This is a genomic window from Acidovorax delafieldii 2AN, from assembly GCF_000175235.1.
Classification (GTDB): Bacteria; Pseudomonadota; Gammaproteobacteria; order Burkholderiales; family Burkholderiaceae_C; genus Acidovorax; species Acidovorax delafieldii_B.
Map to the genome: position 1 here is coordinate 38,120 of NZ_ACQT01000006.1, position 19,988 is coordinate 58,107.

At 66.7% G+C, this 19,988-nt stretch carries 16 protein-coding genes; 7 read left to right on the forward strand and 9 right to left on the reverse strand.

Annotated features, from left to right (window positions below; translation table 11 throughout):
* Positions 1-170: 170 nt before the first annotated feature.
* Entirely contained in the window at positions 171-503 is a 333-nt protein-coding gene (locus ACDELDRAFT_RS02285; RefSeq protein ID WP_005793134.1) for an SPOR domain-containing protein, read from the reverse strand.
* A gap of 1,555 nt (positions 504-2,058) precedes the next feature.
* Positions 2,059-2,649 (reverse strand): PAS and helix-turn-helix domain-containing protein, encoded by a 591-nt coding sequence (locus tag ACDELDRAFT_RS02300; RefSeq protein WP_232504696.1) that lies wholly within the window; start codon positions 2,647-2,649, stop codon positions 2,059-2,061.
* An 81-nt stretch (positions 2,650-2,730) separates the two neighbouring features.
* On the opposite strand from ACDELDRAFT_RS02300, the gene ACDELDRAFT_RS02305 reads away from it, so the two are divergent.
* Together ACDELDRAFT_RS02305 and ACDELDRAFT_RS02310 are read left to right on the forward strand one after the other, a co-directional pair.
* Complete coding sequence (locus tag ACDELDRAFT_RS02305; RefSeq protein WP_005793137.1) at positions 2,731-3,897, forward strand: acetyl-CoA acetyltransferase; 1,167 nt, start codon at positions 2,731-2,733, stop codon at positions 3,895-3,897.
* Positions 3,894-5,408 (forward strand): AMP-binding protein, encoded by a 1,515-nt coding sequence (locus ACDELDRAFT_RS02310; protein WP_005793138.1) that lies wholly within the window; start codon positions 3,894-3,896, stop codon positions 5,406-5,408. Before ACDELDRAFT_RS02305 ends, ACDELDRAFT_RS02310 begins: the two co-directional genes overlap by 4 nt.
* A 216-nt stretch (positions 5,409-5,624) precedes the next feature.
* Here ACDELDRAFT_RS02310 and ACDELDRAFT_RS02320 read toward each other — a convergent pair whose 3' ends face one another.
* Positions 5,625-6,284, reverse strand: coding sequence for a glutathione S-transferase family protein (locus tag ACDELDRAFT_RS02320; protein WP_005793139.1), 660 nt, complete (start codon positions 6,282-6,284; stop codon positions 5,625-5,627).
* 58 nt (positions 6,285-6,342) lie between these two features.
* Here ACDELDRAFT_RS02320 and ACDELDRAFT_RS02325 point away from each other — a divergent pair, with 58 nt between their 5' ends.
* Positions 6,343-6,888: a winged helix-turn-helix transcriptional regulator gene (locus tag ACDELDRAFT_RS02325; RefSeq protein ID WP_050784111.1), complete on the forward strand. Its 546-nt coding sequence runs from the start codon at positions 6,343-6,345 to the stop codon at positions 6,886-6,888.
* A 276-nt stretch (positions 6,889-7,164) separates the two neighbouring features.
* The gene (locus tag ACDELDRAFT_RS02330; RefSeq protein ID WP_005793141.1) at positions 7,165-7,821 is read left to right on the forward strand and encodes a DsbA family oxidoreductase; all 657 of its coding nucleotides are present in this window, start codon (positions 7,165-7,167) and stop codon (positions 7,819-7,821) included.
* Positions 7,822-8,088: 267 nt separating this feature from the next.
* On the opposite strand, the gene ACDELDRAFT_RS02335 is transcribed toward ACDELDRAFT_RS02330, so the two are convergent.
* The 3 genes from ACDELDRAFT_RS02335 to ACDELDRAFT_RS02345 all read right to left on the reverse strand — a co-directional run bounded on the left by ACDELDRAFT_RS02335 (position 8,089) and on the right by ACDELDRAFT_RS02345 (position 13,455).
* Positions 8,089-8,589, reverse strand: a complete 501-nt coding sequence (locus ACDELDRAFT_RS02335; protein ID WP_005793142.1) for a CreA family protein — start codon at positions 8,587-8,589, stop codon at positions 8,089-8,091.
* The gene (gene cphA / locus ACDELDRAFT_RS02340) at positions 8,586-11,165 is read right to left on the reverse strand and encodes a cyanophycin synthetase (protein WP_005793143.1); all 2,580 of its coding nucleotides are present in this window, start codon (positions 11,163-11,165) and stop codon (positions 8,586-8,588) included. Before cphA ends, ACDELDRAFT_RS02335 begins: the two co-directional genes overlap by 4 nt.
* Before the next feature lie 79 nt (positions 11,166-11,244).
* Positions 11,245-13,455, reverse strand: a complete 2,211-nt coding sequence (locus ACDELDRAFT_RS02345) for a cyanophycin synthetase (RefSeq protein ID WP_005793144.1) — start codon at positions 13,453-13,455, stop codon at positions 11,245-11,247.
* A 198-nt stretch (positions 13,456-13,653) separates the two neighbouring features.
* Between ACDELDRAFT_RS02345 and ACDELDRAFT_RS02350 the strand changes: the two genes are divergently transcribed.
* The 3 genes from ACDELDRAFT_RS02350 (at position 13,654) to ACDELDRAFT_RS02360 (ending at position 17,345) form a co-directional block, all read left to right on the forward strand.
* On the forward strand, positions 13,654-15,966 hold the full coding sequence (locus ACDELDRAFT_RS02350; RefSeq protein WP_005793145.1) for a cyanophycin metabolism-associated ABC transporter: 2,313 nt from the start codon (positions 13,654-13,656) through the stop codon (positions 15,964-15,966).
* Between the two features lie 18 nt (positions 15,967-15,984).
* Positions 15,985-16,464, forward strand: coding sequence for a cyanophycin metabolism-associated DUF1854 family protein (locus ACDELDRAFT_RS02355; protein WP_005793146.1), 480 nt, complete (start codon positions 15,985-15,987; stop codon positions 16,462-16,464).
* A 449-nt stretch (positions 16,465-16,913) separates the two neighbouring features.
* Positions 16,914-17,345, forward strand: a complete 432-nt coding sequence (locus tag ACDELDRAFT_RS02360; protein ID WP_005793147.1) for a hypothetical protein — start codon at positions 16,914-16,916, stop codon at positions 17,343-17,345.
* Between the two features lie 175 nt (positions 17,346-17,520).
* Here ACDELDRAFT_RS02360 and ACDELDRAFT_RS02365 read toward each other — a convergent pair whose 3' ends face one another.
* From ACDELDRAFT_RS02365 to ACDELDRAFT_RS02375, 3 genes are all read right to left on the reverse strand, one after another.
* Positions 17,521-17,907, reverse strand: a complete 387-nt coding sequence (locus ACDELDRAFT_RS02365) for an EF-hand domain-containing protein (protein WP_005793148.1) — start codon at positions 17,905-17,907, stop codon at positions 17,521-17,523.
* 153 nt (positions 17,908-18,060) lie between these two features.
* A complete protein-coding gene (locus ACDELDRAFT_RS02370; protein ID WP_005793149.1) occupies positions 18,061-18,984 on the reverse strand; it encodes a 5'-nucleotidase in 924 nt (307 codons plus the stop codon).
* A gap of 52 nt (positions 18,985-19,036) precedes the next feature.
* Positions 19,037-19,988, reverse strand: a 952-nt coding sequence (locus ACDELDRAFT_RS02375) for a type II secretion system F family protein (RefSeq protein WP_005793150.1), incomplete at its 5' end; no start/stop codon positions are given.

The window sequence follows — 19,988 nt, forward strand, 5'->3', positions numbered from 1 at the left end:
GCATGGTCGCTGTTTGTTGCGTTTTCTTGTTTCGCATGCGTGGCAGGAGCTGGAACTGGAACGGGGTGGACGCAATGGCAATGGCAGAGGTGGCGGCGGCGGTCGGGCTCACTGCGCATGGCGGCCATACCCGGCACCACCCAGCGCCTGGAGCACCGCAAGGCGAAGTCTCACTGCCCTTGTCGCGCCACCACCGCTTCCAGCCCCAGCGCGCGGACCGATACCGCTGCCGCCTCGGCATCGTCACGGCGTTCGAAAGGGCCCACGCGCACCCGCACCCGGCGTCTCTGGGCCGCGAAAAACTCCTGGCGAAAGGCCGGGAGGCCCTCGTTCAGCAGCCGTGCCTGGGCCTTGCGGGCATTGGCCTCGTCCGCGAACACGCCCACGTTGATGTAGTACCCGGGCGCGGTGCCCACGGTCGTGGCGGCGGTGTTGTCGGCCAGGGGCGGTGCGGCGGTGTCCGTGGCGGGAGCAGACGATACAGCGGGGGAGGCGGGCGGCATGGTCTCCGCAGAGGTTGCGGCTGCTTGCGCCGCAGCGTTGGGGGGGGCAGTCTCAGGGGGCTGCCGGCCGGGGCGGGGAGGCTTCGGCGCGTGACGCGTTGGGCGCAGGTGCTGTCGAATGGCGTGCGGGCGCTGCTGTGCTGGGCCCAAGCGTTCGTTCTTGGGCCAGCGCTTGCAGCTTTGCCGGCTCGCGGGCCGGAAGCTGCTGGACTGGCGAGATATCGGCCGCTTTGGATGTCTTGCCGGTCGATGGACGGTGCCCGGGTGCCGGGGACGGGGACGGGGGCACAGGTATCGGTGTTGCGGGAACGCCGGCTGCGGAGGCCGCAGCGGCCGACGGATTCGGTGCGTGGGCCATGGGCGCTGCGCGAGGTGCGGATGGCGGCAGCGGCATTGGAGTGGACGCAGGGGCCGGTGCGGGGGCTGAGGCAGCGCTGAACGCGGGGACAGTGGAGATGGGGGCAGCGCCCAAAAGGCGGGGCAGAAGCGGCTTGTGCGGGCGCTGGCTGGGCGCTGGCCGGTGGTTGAGGCGGCGCGGCATGCGGGCCAGCGCCTCGCACATCCTGGGGGGCACCTGCACCTGCACCTGCACCTGCACCTGCCGCTTTGCCCGTGCTGCCCAGCTTCTGCGCCACCGGGCTTGCGTCGTGCACGCCGTTCGCGGGGTTGGCGAAATAGGCGCCAGCAGCGGCGAGCAGCAGGGCCACATGGGCAGCAGTGAGCCACCCCAGTCGTCGCCATGAACTGGCCTGTCGGGCCAGCAGTGCGCAGGCTTCGTTCAGGGTGTGCGTAGCGGTCAGCGCCCGTGCGATCTTTTTGTGGGCATCGGTGTGCAGCAGGGCATTGCCGTAGAGGCCGGGCACGGCGCAACCCAGCAGCACCAGGGCCGACAACAGGCCCCATTCCACACCCCGCGGCCAGTGCAGCATGGGCCGCCCCACACCAAACACCAGCAGCGCCACGCCTTCGGCAACGGCCACGTACACCAGCGCCGGGCCCCAGAGCTGGCGGAACACCATCCAGCCCAGGGTGCACAGGCCTGCAGCCCAGTTCCAGCCCGTGGTGGTACGCCCGGCCTCGTCAAAGCGCGCAAAGATGGGAAGGTAGTAGGACGCGTTGACGGGGCCCAGCACCGCGCGGTACAGCGCGGTGATGGCGCTGTCGGAGCGGGAATCGGAGGGCCGCGGGGCGCTGGCCTGTGCAGGGTCCGGGGTGGGGAGCATGGCCGATTCTGGCATGCAGCGTGCGGTTCGCGGCACCCCCGTCAAGAGGGGGGCGGCGCGTTGCCCCCAGTCTTCCTTTGGAGACGGTTGACTCCACCGCGAAGCTGCCGCCAGTGGCGCTGGGAGTGTGCGAAAGGCCGTGGTCGTGTTCGAGGGGGCGATGCGGATGGTGAGCGCAGGGCGTGGGTGCTCGCGCTGAAGCGTGCCACTGCCCTTTTTTCTGGCCTGCGGGTGGTCCACGCAACGGCGCGACGGATGCTGCTCCGTCCGGATGGGGCCGGGCGCCGAACCGGCGATGCCCGGCGCGTCTGCCGTGAAGGACGTGGGAACCCTCAGTGCCGGCCCATGAGCCGGGCCACGAGTGCGCTGGTGGTGGAAACCTCCAATTTGCGCATCAGGCGGGCGCGGTGGGCGTCCACGGTGCGGGCGCTGATGGCCAGATCCCGGGCGATCTGCTTGCTGGTCTTTCCGGTCATCAGAAACTGGGCCACTTCGCGCTCGCGGGCCGTGAGGCTGGTCGTGACGGCGCGTGCGGCGGAAATGTCTTCGAACACCCACACGGCTGCGGCAAAAGGGTCGTTGCGGTCGATGGCCTGCCCCGACACATGGCACCAGAAGAGGCTGCCGTCGCACTTGCGCATCACGCGCTCGTCGGCGTAGGTGCCCTTGTCGCGCATGGCGACCAGGGCGCGCTCGCCCACATGTTCGTATTCATCGCTGGAGGGGTAGAGACCTTCCAGCGACTGCCCTGCCAGCGCGTCGGCGCTGTAGCCGAACATGGCGCAGAAGGCCCGGTTGTAGGCATGCACCACGCGCTGGCGCGACACCAGCAGCCCGACGGGCGCCATGTGGAACGCCAGCTGGAGGTCGGGGTGGGGGTCGGCTGGAAAAGAGGGTTCTGCCATGCGAGGAGGTGCAGACAAGGGGTTTCCCTAGTGTATTTCAGCGACTGTCGGCGCCCGCCGTTCCTGCCTACATTGCGGTCATTGCAAGGAGAACTTCACATGGGTGTTTCGATCGTGGGCTGGGCCCATCTGCCTTTCGGCCGCCTGGACGGCCTGAGCCTCGAAGATCTGATCGCGGGGGCTGGCCGAGAGGCCATGGCCCACGCGGGCGTACCGGCGGCCGAGGTCGATGGCGTGTGGCTGGGCAACCTGAACGGCGGTTTCACGCCCGATATCTTTGCCTCGTCGCTTGCATTGCAGTGCGACGATGCCCTGCGCTGGAAGCCCGCCGTGCGGCTGGAAAACGCCTGTGCGTCCGGGTCGGCGGCGGTGTACGGAGCCTGCGATGCCATCGAGGCGGGCCGCGCGCGCGTGGCGCTGGTCATTGGCGCCGAGAAGATGACGGCCGTGACGGGCAGCGAAGTCACCCGCATCCTGGGCGACTGCGGCTATTCGGGCGAGGCCGGTCATCCGCCGGGCGGGTTTCCGGGCATCTTCGCCTCCATCGCGCAGGACTATTTCGCCCAGCATGGCGACCATTCGGCCACTCTGGCGCGCATCGCGGCCAAGAACCACGCCAATGGCGTGCTCAACCCCTGGGCCCACATGCGCAAGGACCTGGGGTTCGAGTTCTGCAACACCGTGTCCGAGCGCAATCCCCTGATCGCCGGGCCGCTGCGCAAGACCGATTGTTCGCTGGTGTCGGATGGCGCTGCGGCGCTGGTGCTCGCGAGCGACGATGCTGCGGCGGATTTTGCGCGGGCCGTGCGTTTTCGGGCCCGCGCCCAAGTCAACGATTTTCTGCCGATGGCGCGCAGGCGTGTGGTGGAATTCGAGGGGCCGCGCCGCGCCTGGCAGCAGGCACTGCAGCAGGCGCGTTGCAGCGTGGCCGACCTCTCGCTGGCCGAGGTGCACGACTGCTTCACCATCGCCGAGCTGCTCACCTACGAGGCCATGGGCCTGGCGCCCGCGGGCCAGGGCCACCGCCTGCTGGAAGACGGCACTGTGCTGCGCAGCGGCCGCCTGCCCGTCAACGCGTCGGGCGGGCTCAAGGCCAAGGGCCATCCGATTGGTGCCACCGGCGTATCGATGCATGTGGTGTCGGCCATGCAGCTCATGGGCGAGGCGGGCGATCTGCAGGTGCCGGGCGCCACGCTGGCGGGGGTGTTCAACATGGGCGGATCGGCTGTTGCCAACTACGTGAGCATTCTGGAGCGCGCCCGATGAACATCGCCCACCTGCTGCGCCGCAGTGCCTTGCTGTACACCCACCAGCCCGCGCTGCTGCACGGCGACCAGGTGCTGTGGAGCTACGCCACGCTGGCCGCCCGCACCGCCGCGCTGGCCTCCCACCTGCGCACGCAATGCGGCGTGACCCCCGGCGACCGCGTGGCCATCTATGCCGCCAATGCGCCCGAGTACCTGGAGGCCCTGCACGCCATCCTGTGGGCGGGGGCCGTGTCGGTGCCGGTCAACTACAAGCTGCATGCCAAAGAGCTGGCCTACGTGCTGGTCGACTCGGGTGCGCGCGTGGTGCTGACCTCTGAAGCGCTGGCACCCGCCGTGCGCGAGGCCGGTGCGCCGCAGGATGCGGTGCTGGTTTTCGGCTCTGATGCGTACCGCACTGCGGTCGCCCATGCACCCATGGACGTGTGCGACCGCGCGCCGCACGACGTGGCCTCGCTGTTCTACACCTCGGGCACCACCGGCCGCCCCAAAGGCGTGATGCAGACCCATCGCAACCTGCTGGCCATGACGGCCTGCTATTTCACGGATGTGGACGACATCCTGCCCGGCGACGCGATGGTCTACGCAGCGCCCATGTCGCACGGCGCGGGCCTCTACAACTACGCGCAGGTGCTGCGCGGCGGGCGGCATGTGGTGCCGTTGTCGGGCGGGTTCGAGCCTGCCGAGTTGGTGCAGCTCGCGGCCAGCGTGGGCCAGCTCACGGTGTTTGCGGCGCCCACCATGGTGCACCGCCTGGTGGACCATGTGCGCACCACGGGCGCCAATGTGTCGGGCTTCAAGACCATCGTATACGGTGGCGGCCCCATGTATGCCGACGACCTGCGCAACGCCTTGGGCGTGATGGGCAACCGCTTCGTGCAGATCTACGGCCAGGGCGAAAGCCCCATGACCATCACCGCCCTGTCGCGCGCCCAGCTGGCCGACCGCGATCACCCCCGCTGGGCCGAGCGCATGGTGTCCGTCGGCGTGGCGCAGTCGCTGGTGGAAGTGCGTGTGGTCGATGCCACGGGTCAGCCCGTGCCCGCCGGCGAGACCGGCGAGGTGGTGGTGCGCGGCGATACCGTGATGCCCGGCTACTGGAACAACCCCACCGCCACCGCGCAGACCTTGCGAGACGGCTGGCTCTACACCGGCGACATGGGTGCGCTGGACAGCGATGGTTTCCTCACGCTCAAGGACCGTTCCAAGGACGTGATCATCTCCGGCGGCAGCAACATCTACCCGCGCGAGGTGGAAGAGGTGCTGTTGCTCCACCCCCGGGTGCGCGAGGTCGCCGTGGTGGGCCAACGCGATGCGGAGTGGGGCGAGGTGGTGATCGCCTTCCTCGTGGCGGGCAATGGCGGAGCGGTGGCTGTTGCAGAGCTGGATGCGCTGTGCCTGGAGCACATTGCGCGGTTCAAGCGGCCCAAGGAGTACCGGTGGGTGGAGGCGCTGCCGAAGAACAGTTATGGGAAGGTGTTGAAGACGGAGTTGCGGGAGCTGACGAAATGAGTGCTACCCCTTGTTGCATGCGGTGGCTTCAGTCGGCCTTCGGGATCGGGGCGGGTGCGTAGAGACTTTCCTCTGCGGCCATGCTCTGCTCGCCCAGCGGTGTCATCGCAACGACGGACTCCACGCGCGCGTATAGGCTTGCGCTCGGCACGCTTGTGATCGATCTGGCCAACCCATCACAAGCTCTCGGCACAGGCTGAACGGGCTGGCTCGGCATCAATCCTGTGCTGGCGCACCGAGCGGGAACAACGGCCGGAAAGGCCGTGCCTCTTCAACGACGCGGATGACCGAAGGGCGCGCGAGCAAGCGCGCGCGATAGGCGCGCACCAGCGGAAAGTCATCAGGGATCTGGTGTATCCAGTCCGCATAGAACAGCGCGGGTGCGGCCGCGCAGTCAGCCAGCGTGAAGTCCGTACCCGCCGCCCAGTTTCTTCTTGCCAGATCACCTTCGAGCCAGGCATAGGCCAACTCCAGCTTTTGCTTCGACAACGCCGAGCTTTCTTGGCGCTTGACCTGGTCACCCGTCAGGGCTGCGTTGACTGCGTGCTGTACCCAGTTCATCACATGCAGATCGAAAAAGCGGTCACGGAACCGCACGTCCAAGGCGTGCGCTGGATCGTCTGGCAACAGGCGCACCGGGCCGGGGTGTGCTATCTGAAGGTGCTCAATGATGATGCTGGACTCGACGACATTGCGCTCGCCGTCAACCAACAGCGGAAACTTCCTCAGGGGCCACCGTTGCAGCAGATCGTTGAAGTGTTGGGGAGTGTCTGGCCCGATGACTCGAAGCTCGAAAGGGGTGTCGTTTTCGTACAGCGCGATGAGCACCTTCTGCGTGTACGAAGAAAAAGGGTGGCCGTAAAGCGCAAGCAGCATGATCAGATCCTCTGGTTTTTAGCGACTTGTGTTTTGCAAGTGGTTTGAACCTACTATCATGACTTGCAAATTGCAAGTATTCCAACTCAGGAGAACGACGGTGGCGCAGATGGGGCGTTCGGGTTGCCCGATCAATCTGACACTTGAACAGCTTGGCGATCGCTGGAGCCTGATCGTGATCCGTGACGTCATGTTCGGAAACAGGCGCAGCTATGGAGAGCTTCTAGCCAACAGCGAGGAAGGTATAGCCTCCAACATCCTCGCAGACCGCTTGAAGCGCCTCACCGCGTCAGGGCTGCTGAAGCGGTCTTCCAATCCAGAGCACCGACAAAAGGGAATCTACAGCCTGACGGAAGCATCCATCCAGTTGGTTCCCCTGCTCGTGCAGATGGCGGCCTGGGGACGCCGGCACACATGTCCCAGTGCCGAGTTGTCGGTGCGTGCGCAATTGCTGGAAGAGGGTGGCGTTGCGCTTTGGAGTGCTTTCATGGACGAATTGCGGCACATGCACCTCGGAGCGCCGCGTCCAGCGAGATCGGTATTTGCTGAACTGCAGGTGGCATACGAAGCGGCGATGCTGCGTTCGGTCAAGAGCCGTCGATGACGGCGGAAAGCGGCAGACACGCGGGGAATCACGCACCTCGAGAAGTTCTGGATGGAGCCGTCAGGGTTCTCCTCCAGCATCAAATGGTATTGCTTCAAGAAATGTTCGAGCGCTTCGGTTTTCGTCTTTCCATCCCGGCAACCGATCAATTGGCGTCTGGCCACCCCTGTCGCTATCGGCCCGGATCCACGCTGCCGCCTTCCCCGTAAACCAGGTTACTACAAGGGTAAGGAACCCCACTTACCATCCTGCATCTTTGCTCGCTGGACCTCCCCCATGACCACCACCCTCAAGATCGATTTCGTCTCCGATGTCTCCTGCCCCTGGTGCATCATCGGCCTCAAGGCGCTGGAGCAGGCGGCGGACCGGCTGCTGGGCGAAGTCGCGCTGGACCTGCACTTTCAGCCCTTCGAGCTGAACCCGCAGATGGTGCCCGAGGGCCAGGACATTGGTGAGCACCTGCAAGAGAAATACGGAGCCACGCCCGAGCAGAGCCAGAAGAACCGCGAGGCCATCGCGGCACGCGGTGCGGAACTGGGCTTCACCTTCAGCATGGACAAGCGCAGCCGCATCTACAACACCTTTGATGCGCATCGGCTGCTGCACTGGGCTGAAGAGCAGGGCCTGCAGCCGCAACTCAAGCACGCGCTGTTCAAGGCGTATTTCACCGATGGACAAGACCCCAGCAACCATGAGGTGCTGGTGCGCGTGGCGGGTGAGGTGGGCCTGGATGTGGCAGAAGCCCGTGGGCTGCTGGCATCAGACCGCTACGCCGACGAGGTGCGCGAGCGTGAGCAGTTCTATCTGCAAAACGGTATCCATTCGGTGCCCGCAATCATCGTCAATGAGCGCCACCTGATCCAGGGCGGGCAGCCGGTGGAAGTGTTCGAGCAGGCGCTGCGGCAGATCGCTGCGCAGGGCAGCGCTGGCTGAACCTCCGGGGCTGCGACCGCCGCAGCCGGCAGCACACGGGGGCTCGCAGAGCCGAAGACTGCTGCATGGGGCGGGGCGGTGCCTGCGCCGTGCACGCAAGAGCGGTGCCCTGCGGGCGCTGGGGCAGCATGCCGTTGCTTCTTTTTTTGTAGCGGGCCGCGCCCGCCCCATAAGCGCATGAGGCGGTTTTGAATAGAAAAAGGGGCCGAAGCCCCTTTTTGTTTCTCCACCGCGCTGCCGTTGTAGCCTTCGCGGCCAGGGCCTGCGTCATTTGCGCAGGGGGATCTGGACGGCGCGGTCTACCGGCACGGCCGTGACGCTGTTCTGGGGCGAGCCGTCGATCAGCTTTTCCGAATAGGTGAGGTAGACCAGCGTGTTGCGTGCCGGGTCCACCATGCGCACGATGCGCAGGCGCTTGAAGAGGATGGACATGCGCTCGCTGAACACCTCTTCCTGCTTCTTGAGCGGTTCGGGGAAGCTGATCGGCCCCACCTGGCGGCAGGCGATAGAGGCTTCGGCGCGGTCTTCGGCCAGGCCGAGCGTGCCCTTGATGCCGCCCACCCGGGCCCGTGAGACATAGCAGGTCACGCCCTGCACGCCGGGGTCGTCGTAGGCCTCCACGATGATGTCGTGGTCGCGGCCGATCCACTGGAAGGCGGTGTCCACGGTGCCGATCTTTTCGCCCGAGGCTGCCAGCGCAGCGCAGGGCAGCAGCGCGCAGGCCAGCAACCCGCCCGCCGCAGCCGCACGCCGAAGCGCGATCGTCATGCCGTCGCCCCGGCTTCGGCGCAGCGCCGGGCCAGGTGTGCCAGGGCCTCTTCCACCTGGTCCACCAGCACCAGGCAGAGGTCGCCCGACTTCAGGCGGTCGAGTGCGGCGTCGATGGCAATGAACTCGCCCCGGATCTCTTCGATGTGCTGCGTGCGCGTGGCGCCAGCCAGGCCTTCGCGCAGCAGGGCCATCACTTCACCGTCGCCGCGGCCCCGCTGGGCGGCGTCCTGGTACAGGATGACGTCGTCGAAGACTTCGCCGAGGATCACGGTCTGCTCGCGGATGTCTTCGTCGCGCCGGTCACCGGCGCCGCTGATCACCACGCTGCGGCGGTTGGCTGGCAGGGCCTCGACGGCCTGCACCAGGGCGCGCATGGCGTCAGGGTTGTGGCCATAGTCGGCGATCACCGTGGCGCCCTTGAAGTCCATGAGGTTGAAGCGGCCGGGGGCGTTGTCGCTGTCGTTCACAAAGCCCGACAGGCCGCGGCGGATGGTCTGCCAGGGCAGGCCGGCGCCCCAGGCGGCAGCCACCGAGGCCATGACGTTTTCGACCTGGAAACCGATCTTGCCGTTGCGCGTGATGGGCACGTCGCGCAGGTGGATGGTTTCACGCCACGACCCTTCGGCCGCGACGATCGAGTCGCCATCCACATATACGGTGCGGTGGCCTTGCGCGCGGTGCGTGGCCATCACGGGGTGGTGGCGGTCGCTGGCGAAGTAGATGATCTTGCCCGGGCAGGCCGAGGCCATGGCGGCGACGATGGGATCGGTGGCGTTGAGCACGGCGTAGCCCGTGGGGGTCACGTTCTGCACGATCACGCGCTTGAGCACCGCCAGGTCTTCCACCGTGGTGATGTAGTTCAGGCCCAGGTGGTCGCCCGCGCCGATATTGGTGACCACGGCCACTTGGCAACGGTCGAAACCCAGACCTTCGCGCAGGATGCCGCCCCGTGCGGTTTCGAAAACGGCGGCATCCACCTCGGGGTGCAGCAGTACGTTGCGGGCGCTCTTGGGACCGCTGCAGTCACCGCTGTCGATCTGGCGGCCGTTTACGTACACGCCGTCGGTGTTGGTCATGCCCACGCGCATGCCTTGGGCAGTGAACAGGTGGGCAATGAGGCGCGCGGTGGTGGTCTTGCCGTTGGTGCCGGTGACGGCCACCACGGGGATGCGGCCATCGTCGCCATGGGCGAACAGCCGATCCACCATGGCCTGGCCCACATTGCGGGGCTTGCCGTAGCTGGGTGCCAGGTGCATGCGCAGACCGGGGGCGGCGTTCACCTCGACGAAGCCGCCGCCTTGCTCTTCGAGCGGGCGCAGCACGGTTTCGGCCACCATGTCCACGCCGCAGATGTGCAGGCCCACCATCTGCGCGGCGGCGACGGCACGCGCCGCCACGGCGGGGTGCACGTCATCGGTTACGTCGGTGGCGGTGCCGCCGGTGGACAGGTTGGCGTTGTTGCGCAGGATGACACGCTGGCCCTTGGGCGGAACGGAATCGGGTGTCAGGTTCTGCATGGCCAGGCGGGCCACGGCGATGTCATCCAGGCGGATTTTGGTGAGCGACGTGGCATGGCCTTCGCCACGGCGCGGGTCCTGGTTCACGATGTTCACCAGCTCGCGCACGGTGCGTTCGCCGTCGCCCAGCACTTGCGGGGGCTCGCGCCGCGCGGCGGCCACGAGTTGGTCGCCCACCACGAGCAGGCGGAAATCATGGCCGGGCAGGAAGCGCTCGACCATGACGGTGCCGTACTCGGCGGCGTTGCGATAGGCCTCTTCGAGCTGGGCGCGGTCGGTGATGTTCACGGTCACGCCCTTGCCCTGGTTGCCGTCCTGCGGCTTGACCACCACGGGCAGGCCCACCTTGAGTGCGACTTCCCAGGCTTCCTCCACGGTATCGACTGGCTTGCCCAGCGGCACCGGCACGCCGGCGGCGTGCAGCAGGCGCTTGGTGAGATCCTTGTCCTGGCCGATGGATTCGGCCACAGCGCTGGTGGAGTCGATCTCGGCGGCCTGGATGCGGCGCTGCTTGGAGCCCCAGCCAAACTGCACCAGGCTGCCGCGGGTGAGGCGACGGTAGGGAATGCCTCGGGCCACGGCGGCATCGACGATCGAGCCGGTGCTGGGCCCCAGGCGCTCGTCTTCGTCAAGCTCGCGCAGGTTGGCAACGGCCGCGTCAGCGTCGAATTCGCCCTGGCCCAGCGCGGCGTTGATGAGGCGCTGTGCGTCCTCGAAGGCCTGCCGGCCCACGGCTTCCTCGCTGTATTCGACAACCACTTGGTACACGCCGGGATCGATCGTGGCGGTGGTGCGTGCAAAAGTCACCGGGCAGCCCGCCTGGGCCTGCAGTGCAAGTGCCGCGGTCTGCAACACATGGGCCAGCGAGATGTCGCCGCTGCCGCCTTCAGGGTGCAACACGCCGATAGCCGGGAAAAAGGCCCGCAGCCGGGCTTCGAAACCGGGCATCCGGGCGATGGCCCGTTCGGATTCGGCGCAGGCCACCACGGCCTCGATGGCCATGTGGCGGCTCCAGAGGTTGGGGCCGCGCAGGGCCCGGGTGCGGGATACATCCATGGAAGTGTCTTTCAGTGGTCCATCAGGGCTGGCGCGCCCCGGTCATTTCAGGTGCGATGGAATCAACAACGGGCAAGCATCAATGCGGGAGGGTGCTCACCGCAGGCAATTCGGGCTCGAAGGTCTTGATGCCCGCACCGATGAGGTCGGGCGCGATGTCCAGCGCCCAGGCCGCACCCACCGCCGCCAGCAGGGCGTCGGTGTCGGGCACGATGGCATTGCGCCCGAACGTGAGTTCGGACAGCGTACCCAGCACGTGCTCGGCACTGCCGGTGGCGAGCACCACGCTCTGGTTGCGCAGCACCACGGCGCGGCCGTGGTCGCGGGCCCGGTGCTCTACGATGGCCGGCAGGCTGGCGTCCTGCGCATACAGCACCACGTCGCCGTCGCACAGCGGGGCAAGCTCGGCCACTTGCGGGTCGGCGGCGTTGAGCACGGCGGCGCCGTCGTCCAGCACCACATCCACCTGCGTGCGCATCACCTTGGTCATTTGCTCGCGGTCCTGGATGTCGAACTCGCCCAGGGTTTCGGCGCCTTCCATGTCGGTCACAACACCCACCTGGCAGCGGTCGTAGGCCAAGCCGTCGCGCAGAATGGTGCGGGCATCGTTTTCGATGACGGCGGCCTGCACCATCTGGTTCATCAGCAGGCGGTGGGCCGCTTCCCAGTGGGCGCTGTCGGCGGCCTCGACGCAGCGGCGGTCCAGAAAGAGCCCCTCGCGGCAGGCCAGCCCCGTGTGGCGCCCGCCCAGATGCAGCAACCAAGCCACCAGCCGCGCGATGGTGGAGGTGCCGCGCGTGCCGGCCACGCCTACCACGGGGATGCGGCCCACGGCTTCGTCGTCTTCGTGCTCTTCGGTGGGGAACAGGTGTTCGACGATGGCCTGGCCCACGGGCCGAGGTGCACCGACGGCGGGCTTGAGGTGCATGAGCAGGCCCGGGCCGGCGTTCACTTCCACGATGGCGCCGCCCTGTTCCTGCAGGGGCTTGGAAATATCGACCGCGACCATGTCGATGCCTGCAATGTCCAGGCCCACCACCTTGGCGGCGAGCTGGGCGATGTAGGCGACCTCGGGGTGCACGTCGTCCGTGCAGTCCACCGCCACGTTGCCGTTGCGCTGCACCACGATGACCCGGCCGGCAGTGGGCACGGAGTCGGCATTCAGCTCCTGGCGCTTGAGTTCAAGCTGCACCTTGGTGTCGGTGGCCAAGTCGATGATCTCGAGCGGATATTCCTCCTCGTAGCCGCGGCGCGGGTCGGAGTTGAGCTGGGTGTCGATGAGTTCCTTGACGGTGGAGCGGCCGTTGCCGGTGATGCTCACCACTTCGCCGCGCGCGGCCGCCACCAACTTGCCGCCCACCACCAGCAGGCGGTGCTCGTCGCCGGGGATGAAGCGCTCAACCATCACGTCACTGCCCTCGGGATAGGCCACGTGGTAGGCGGCCTCGATGTCTTCCTTCTTGTGCAGGTCCAGCGTGACGCCGCGGCCGTGGTTGCCGTCGGAGGGCTTGACCACCACGGGCAGGCCGATGTCTTGCGCGGCTTCCCAGGCTTCTTCGGGGCTGTTGACCACCTGGCCTTCAGGAATCGGCACGCCGCATGACTTGAGCAGGCTCTTGGTGAGGTCCTTGTCCGATGCAATGCCCTCGGCGATGGCACTGGTGAACTCGCTCTCGGCCGTCCAGATGCGGCGCTGGCTGGCTCCGTAGCCCAACTGCACCAGGTTGCCATCGTTGAGGCGGATGTGCGGAATACCACGGTCGGTGGCCGCCGTGACGATGCAGGCGGTGCTCGGGCCCAGGTAGCGGTCGTCCACTTCGGTGCGCACCATGGCCACTGCGGCCTGCACGTCGAAGGGCTCGTCATTGATCGCCGCCATCAGCAGGCGGTGGCCTTGCGCCAGTGCCATGCGCGCCACCTGTTCGTCGCGGGCGCGGAACACCATGCGGTAGACGCCGCGCACCGACGTGCTGCGCGTCTGGCCGAAACCGGTGGGCATGCCCGACAGGTTCAGCAGTTCGATGACGACGTGCTCCAGCACGTGGCCGCACCAGGTGCCCTCTTGCAGCCGCTGCAGGAAACCGCCGCGCTCGCCCACGCCGCAATGGTGCTCCACCAGAGCGGGCAGCCAGGCGGTGAGCCGGTCATTCAGGCCCGGCAGGGTGTTGGAGGGGTGGTCTTCCAGCGCGCCGAGGTCGAGCCAGACTTCCAGGGCCGGGCGGTAGGTCCAGATATTGGGGCCGCGCAGGTAATTGATGCGGAGCAGTTGGATATCGTCGATTTTTGCCATGGATCGGAGCGGTTCAAGGGTACCGGAGAGGCCGGACAGGAAATGCGGAGTGCCATTGTGCGCCCGGTTGGGCGCGAAGTTTGCCAGTCAAGGCGCCGGTTGGTGCACAGTTTGTACTGGCGTTTCGGGTTTCGGTGAAAATTCCGGATACCGCGATGTGCGTGGCTTTGTGTCGCCGGCCGCGGAAAATCCAAACATATGCAACATCACCATTCTGTGGACGCCTCCGGTGTCTTTTCTGGCCCTCAGGGGGGCGATCTGCGGGCCATGCTCGCTTCCCACGAGAACGTTCTGGCCGCGTTACAGGTTGACCTGAGCGCCGATCTGCGCTTTGCGCCGGGCTGGGTGGTGGTGACCGCGGAGCGCGTGCTCGCCTGGAATCCGGGGGGCACCGCGTGGCGTGAATGGCCGCTGGCCGCCGGGCTGGCGCTGCGCCTGCAGGACCACGGCGGGGTGGGGACGCTGGAGCTGCATGCTCCAGATTCCCGGTTGGCCTTGTGGCGCTTCACCCTTGCAAACCATGCGCAGGCCCTGCGCCTGGTGCAGCGCTTCGAGCAGGCCGTGGCCCGAAGCCTGACCGCCGGCGCTGCGCAGGAAGAGGCCGAGGAGCCCACCTGCCCGCTGTGCCACGCCCCGCTTCCGCCCGACACGGAGGAGTGCCCCGCCTGCGCGCGCGCCCAGCCCCCGCAGACGTCCACCTGGGTGTTGCTGCGTCTGTGGCGCTTTGCACGTCCCTACCGCAAGCAGCTGGCGACCGGCTTCGGGCTCACGCTGGCATCGACTGCCGCAACCTTGGTGCCGCCGTACCTCACCATCCCGCTCATGGATGACATCCTGATCCCGTTCCAGAACGGGCAGAAGATCGAGCCTGGGCTGGTGCTGCTCTACCTGGGCGGCCTGCTGCTGTCGGCCCTGGCGGCCTGGGGCCTCTCCTGGGCGCGTACCTACATCCTCGCGCTGGTGTCCGAGCGCATCGGCGCCGACCTGCGCACCACCACCTACGAGCACCTGCTGCGCCTGTCGCTCGACTATTTCGGCGGCAAGCGCACGGGCGACCTGATGGCGCGCATCGGATCGGAAACCGACCGCATCAACGTGTTTCTCTCGCTGCACGCCCTCGACTTCGTGACCGACGTGCTGATGATCTGCATGACGGCGGCCATCCTGTTCTCGATCAACCCCTGGCTGGCGCTGGTCACGCTGGTGCCGCTGCCCTTCATCGGCTGGATGATCCACATCGTGCGCGACCGCCTGCGTACCGGCTTCGAGAAGATCGACCGCGTATGGAGCGAGGTGACCAACGTGCTGGCCGACACCATCCCTGGCATCCGCGTTGTGAAGGCCTTTGCCCAGGAAAAGCGCGAGGCCCAGCGTTTTCGCGACGCCAACCAGCACAACCTGGAAGTGAACGACAAGCTCAACAAGACCTGGAGCCTGTTCACCCCCACGGTCTCGCTGTTGACCGAAATCGGGCTGCTGGTGGTGTGGGCGTTCGGCATCTGGCTGGTCTCGCACAGTCAAATCACGGTCGGTGTGCTGACGGCGTTCATTGCCTACATCGGGCGCTTTTATGGGCGGCTCGATTCGATGAGCCGCATCGTTTCGGTCACGCAGAAGGCCGCCGCCGGTGCCAAGCGCATCTTCGACATCCTCGACCATGTGAGCAACGTTCCAGATCCGGTGCAGCCCGTGAAACTGCCCCGCGTCGAAGGGGCCATCCAGATGCGCAACGTGGGCTTCCGCTATGGCAGCCGGGCGGTCATCAAGCACCTCGATCTGGACATCCGCCCGGGCGAGATGATCGGGCTGGTGGGTCACAGCGGCTCGGGCAAGAGCACGCTGGTCAACCTGATCAGCCGCTTCTATGACGTGAGCGACGGCTCGATCCAGGTCGACGGCGTGGACATCCGCCGCTTTGCGGTGGCCGATTACCGGCGCCACATCGGGCTGGTGCTGCAGGAGCCCTTCCTTTTCTTCGGCACGATCGCCGAGAACATTGCCTACGGCAAGCCCGACGCCACGCGGGAAGAGATCATTGCGGCGGCCCGCGCCGCCCATGCCCATGAATTCATCCTGCGATTGCAGCACGGCTATGACTCGCTCGTGGGCGAGCGGGGCCAGGGCCTGTCGGGTGGCGAGCGACAGCGCATCAGCATCGCGCGTGCGCTGCTGATCGACCCGCGCATCCTGATCCTTGACGAGGCCACATCGGCCGTGGACACCGAGACGGAAAAGGAAATCCAGCGGGCACTCGACAACCTCGTGCAGGGGCGCACCACCATCGCCATCGCCCACCGGCTGTCCACCTTGCGCAAGGCCGACCGGCTGGTGGTGATGGACCGCGGCGAGGTGGTCGAGGTGGGGCCGCACGACGCGCTCATGGAAAAACAGGGCGCCTACTGGCGGCTCTACGAGGCCCAGGCCCGGCGCGCTGAAGAGGATGCGCAGGCGGCGGGTGTCATCATCGACAGCTCGCTGATGCACTCCGCGCATCCCGCGGGCAATTCCTGAACCGGCTGGAGACTGACCATGACGACCTCGACTGTTTCCCTGCAGCTCCACCGCAATGCCCACGGCCGCCTGGTATTGACCGAGCTGGACGGCACCGCGCACGAAGGGGTGACGCCCGTGCGCGCCTTTCCGATCGCGGCGCCGGCCGAAGGCCTGTCCCTCATCGGCCCCGACGGCCACGAACTGGTCTGGGTCGACCGGCTCGATCAGCTCGACCCCCAGGCGCGCGGCCTGATCGAGGAAGAGTTGGCCGTGCGCGAATTCGTGCCGACGGTGACGGCTATCGTCGCCGTTTCAAGCTTCTCCACGCCCAGCACCTGGAGCGTCGAAACCGACAAGGGCCCTGCACAGTTCGTGCTGAAGGCCGAGGAAGACATTCGGCGCCTGGGCGGGCGCACGCGCCTGCTGATTGCGGCCGGTGACGGCATGCAGTTCCGGATTCCCGACACCACAGTGCTTGATCGCCCCTCGCGACGCCTGCTCGAGCGCTTTCTCTGAATCCTGGCCTCGCTGTTCCGCAGCTGGCTCCAGCGCACACCCGGCAGTTCGCAGGGCGTCGTGCATACCGCCCGTGATAGAGCAATGGGTTAGCCAGTCCGGGCGCACCTCCGGCGGGGTGGTGCCTTTGCGGGGCAGGCCGCGCGCAGGCATGCGCCTTTGCACGCATGGAAAGGCGAGCGCAATCAGCAATCGGAGCTGGCCGCCGTAGCGAGAACTCTGCCAAAGCTGGCGCGAGTGGCGGCTGCTGGCGCAGCCTGCCCAGCGCCTTCGCACCTCGCACGGTCTCAGGCTCAGGCTCAGGCTCAGGCTCAAAAAAGATAGGGGAAAACCCCTATTTTTCGTATAAAGGCAAAAAAGGCCTTAATTTCCCCTTCTTTTTGCCGTTATGAACGTACGAAGACGCTGTAAAGCCATCTCGCTTTTTCCATTCATGAAGGGCCACTGCCATGCAAATGCCACCTGTCGATCGATCGCCAACCTGGCGTCCTCAGGGCGCTGATTTGTATTCCACTGGTGCTTCGGGCGCTCCTGCGGTGCGTCCCATCAACGCTCCCAACCCGGTGGAATCCATGGATCGCCTGGGCGAGGGAGCCATCGTGCGCGAGCCGGACAAGCCTTCCGCGCCGGAATCCCCCAATCGCGACTGGACCGAAGTCAAGAAAAAGGACACGGCCGAGGCGCCACCCGAGCCGCCCAAGGAGCCCATCTCCAAGCAGCTGCTCGAATTCATCCAGTCGATGTGGCGCGCCAGCGGCAGCGCCATTGAACTGGCACAGGACATCAACAAGATGACCCTGCAGGAACGGCTGGCGCAACAGGCCAAGAACGAACCGCTGACCTACTCCGACCCCAAGGTCAAGCGCACCTCGGGGCTGTAAAGCCGCCAGCGCCCGCACTGCAGCGGCAGACCGGCCTCCAACGCCGATTCTTGGGCGTGCCATCTCTTACCGCCGCAGCCGGCTTGGCTTGCGTGCCTGCGCAGATGGTCAGTTGCCTTGTTGCTATTGAACGAGTAGCTAAAGGCGCCTGATCCACAAGCGCAGCGGGCATATTTCACTCAGAACGTTGGTCTTTGGAAGGCCCTGCGCCCGGCGCACGGGATGCGAGGTCGTGTTCCGCGGCCCGGCTGCGCTCGCGTTCGGCGCGGTATTTGGCTGCAAAGGCGCGCACTTCGGCGTAGGAAACGTAGTTGTCGTGGTCGGTGTCGGCTTCGTCAAAGGCGGCGGACAGGCGGGGGAAAAGCACGACCTCGCTGCGGCTGAGCTTGCCGTCGCCGTTGAAGTCGAGCATCTTGAACTCGCGCATGGCCTTGAGCTCGCCCTTGGTGGGTGTCTGGGTGTCGGAAGCCGCGGCGGAAGGCGGCTGGGGCTGCGTTGCCGGTGGCTGGGCAAGCGCCATGCTGCAGCCCAGTGCGGCCAGCAGCGCCAGTGGAAATTTCATGCGCAAAGCTCCTTGGGTCGAACGCGATGCCTTGCAGATGGGGGCGAGAGCGGCGCACGCAACGCTGCGGGCGGGGATTTCACGCTCTGTTGCACTCTGCGGCGGACATGGGGCGCCATCCACGGAGTGCGGCGTGGGCCTGCGCGGGCCTGCTCAGGGCACGGGCGCCACGCCCACCGCCAGATTGGCGATGCCGCTGCTCACGTGGCCGGCGGGTACGTGGCGGGCTGCCGAGGTGACGTGGCCCGTCTGGTCGTCAAAGAAGAAATCGGGCTCGAATTCGCGCAGAAACTCGCCCTTGGGCATGCCCCCGAGGAACATCGCCTCGTCCACCGCGATCTGCCAGCTCATCAGCGTCTGGATGGCCCGTTCGTGGGCGGGGGCGCCGCGTGCCGTGACGAGCGCGGTGCGGATACGCATGGATGGCGCTCCGCTTTGCTGCAGCCGGTGCAGCGCCGACAGGAACGGTTTGAAGGGGCCGGGCGGCAGGGGCAGCAGGGCCTTTTCGACCTCGTGGGCCTGGAAGGCGTCGAGCCCGGCGGACTGAAAGACGCGCTCGGCTTCATCGGAGAACAGCACTGCGTCGCCGTCGAAGGCAATGCGCACTTCATGCGGATGGGCGGCGCTGGCCTGGGCCGACTGGGTGGCCACCTGGGCCGCCGGGAAACCCATGGCCAGGGCCTCGTTCACGTCGGCGGCGTTGGCCGAGAGGAACAGATGCGCACCCAGCGGGCGCAGATAGCGAAAAGGGGCCGCTCCCTGCGTGAAGACGCCGCGCTGCACCGAATCGAGCCCATGCGCCTTGGCCGAGCGGAACACGCGCATGCCACTGACCGGGTCGTTGCGCGAGAGCACCACCACTTCCACGCGCTGCTGCGCGGGCTCGTTGAAGGCGAGCAGCTTCTTGACCAGCGAGAACGCTACGCCGGGGCGGGCCGGAACGTCCAGCCGGTCGAGCTGCAGCTGCATGTAGCCTTGCGGATGATCGGGATCGAAGAGGCGGTTTTCCTCTTCGAAGTCGAACAGGGCGCGCGACGAGATCGCCACCACCAGTTTGTCGCTCAGCGTCATTGCCATGGTGCTTTTCCCGCAAGGACCGCCAGCGCGCTGCGCTTCATGCCGGAGGCCGTCATTTCACGAACTGGTTGAGCTGGATGATGGGCAGCAGCACCGCCAGCACGATCAGCATCACGACCAGGCCCATGGCCACGATGAGCAGCGGCTCGAGAATCGTGGCCAGCTGCATCGCGCGGCGCTGCACCTCGGTGGACAGCTGCGTGGCGGCGCGCTGCAGCATCACGGGCAACTGGCCGGTCTGCTCACCCAGGCGCGCAAACATCGACAGCAGGCCCGGGAAGCGCTTTTTCTGCGCCAGCGCAGAGGCCAGGGGAGCGCCTTCACGCACCAGCACCAGTGCATCAAGGGCGTCCGCGCGCATGGCGCGGTTGTTGAGCGTTTCGGCGGCTGCCTGCAGGGCCTTCAGGATGGGCACCCCCGCGCTGGCCAGCATGGCGAGCGTGCTGGCAAAGCGCGCCGCGTTGTAGCCGCGTGCCAGCTTGCCCACCAGGGGCAGGTTGAGCCAGGCGGCATCAAATTTTTGGTGAAAATGCTCGAACGTCAACGCCCATCGGGCACTGGCAGCTATGACAATAGTAGCAATCAGCAGCACCCAGCCATAGCTGCGCACCAGCGCGCTCAGGCCCAGCATGGCCACCGTGAGGAAGGGCAGTGCGCGCTTGGTGCCGGCAAACACGCTGGCCACCTGCGGCACCACGTAGCTCACCAGGAACAGCACGATCGCGATGGCCACCAGCGTGACGATCGCCGGGTACAGCGCCGCACCGACCAGCTTGGCCTGCAGCGCTTGCCGCTCCTCCAGATCGTCGGCCAGCCGCTCCAGCACGAGGCCCAGGTTGCCGCTGTGCTCGCCCGCGCCGATCACCGCGCAGTAGATGTCGGAAAACTCGCGCGGATGCTGGGACAGCGCCCGGGCAAAGGTGGCGCCGGCGTTCACCTCGGCCCGCAAGGCGGCCACCAGGTGGCGCTGGCGTTCGTCCTCGGCCTCGTCGGACAGGGCGGTG

Bases quoted from the DNA above. Each gene is read 5' to 3' on its own strand.
- ACDELDRAFT_RS02285 (WP_005793134.1), bottom strand. From the start codon at position 503: ATGCCGCCCGCCTCCCCCGCTGTATCGTCTGCTCCCGCCACGGACACC.
- ACDELDRAFT_RS02305 (WP_005793137.1), top strand. From the start codon at position 2,731: ATGGGTGTTTCGATCGTGGGCTGGGCCCATCTGCCTTTCGGCCGCCTG.
- ACDELDRAFT_RS02310 (WP_005793138.1), top strand. From the start codon at position 3,894: ATGAACATCGCCCACCTGCTGCGCCGCAGTGCCTTGCTGTACACCCAC.
- ACDELDRAFT_RS02320 (WP_005793139.1), bottom strand. From the start codon at position 6,284: ATGCTGCTTGCGCTTTACGGCCACCCTTTTTCTTCGTACACGCAGAAG.
- ACDELDRAFT_RS02325 (WP_050784111.1), top strand. From the start codon at position 6,343: ATGACTTGCAAATTGCAAGTATTCCAACTCAGGAGAACGACGGTGGCG.
- ACDELDRAFT_RS02330 (WP_005793141.1), top strand. From the start codon at position 7,165: ATGACCACCACCCTCAAGATCGATTTCGTCTCCGATGTCTCCTGCCCC.
- ACDELDRAFT_RS02335 (WP_005793142.1), bottom strand. From the start codon at position 8,589: ATGACGATCGCGCTTCGGCGTGCGGCTGCGGCGGGCGGGTTGCTGGCC.
- cphA (WP_005793143.1), bottom strand. From the start codon at position 11,165: ATGGATGTATCCCGCACCCGGGCCCTGCGCGGCCCCAACCTCTGGAGC.
- ACDELDRAFT_RS02345 (WP_005793144.1), bottom strand. From the start codon at position 13,455: ATGGCAAAAATCGACGATATCCAACTGCTCCGCATCAATTACCTGCGC.
- ACDELDRAFT_RS02350 (WP_005793145.1), top strand. From the start codon at position 13,654: ATGCAACATCACCATTCTGTGGACGCCTCCGGTGTCTTTTCTGGCCCT.
- ACDELDRAFT_RS02355 (WP_005793146.1), top strand. From the start codon at position 15,985: ATGACGACCTCGACTGTTTCCCTGCAGCTCCACCGCAATGCCCACGGC.
- ACDELDRAFT_RS02360 (WP_005793147.1), top strand. From the start codon at position 16,914: ATGCAAATGCCACCTGTCGATCGATCGCCAACCTGGCGTCCTCAGGGC.
- ACDELDRAFT_RS02365 (WP_005793148.1), bottom strand. From the start codon at position 17,907: ATGAAATTTCCACTGGCGCTGCTGGCCGCACTGGGCTGCAGCATGGCG.
- ACDELDRAFT_RS02370 (WP_005793149.1), bottom strand. From the start codon at position 18,984: ATGGCAATGACGCTGAGCGACAAACTGGTGGTGGCGATCTCGTCGCGC.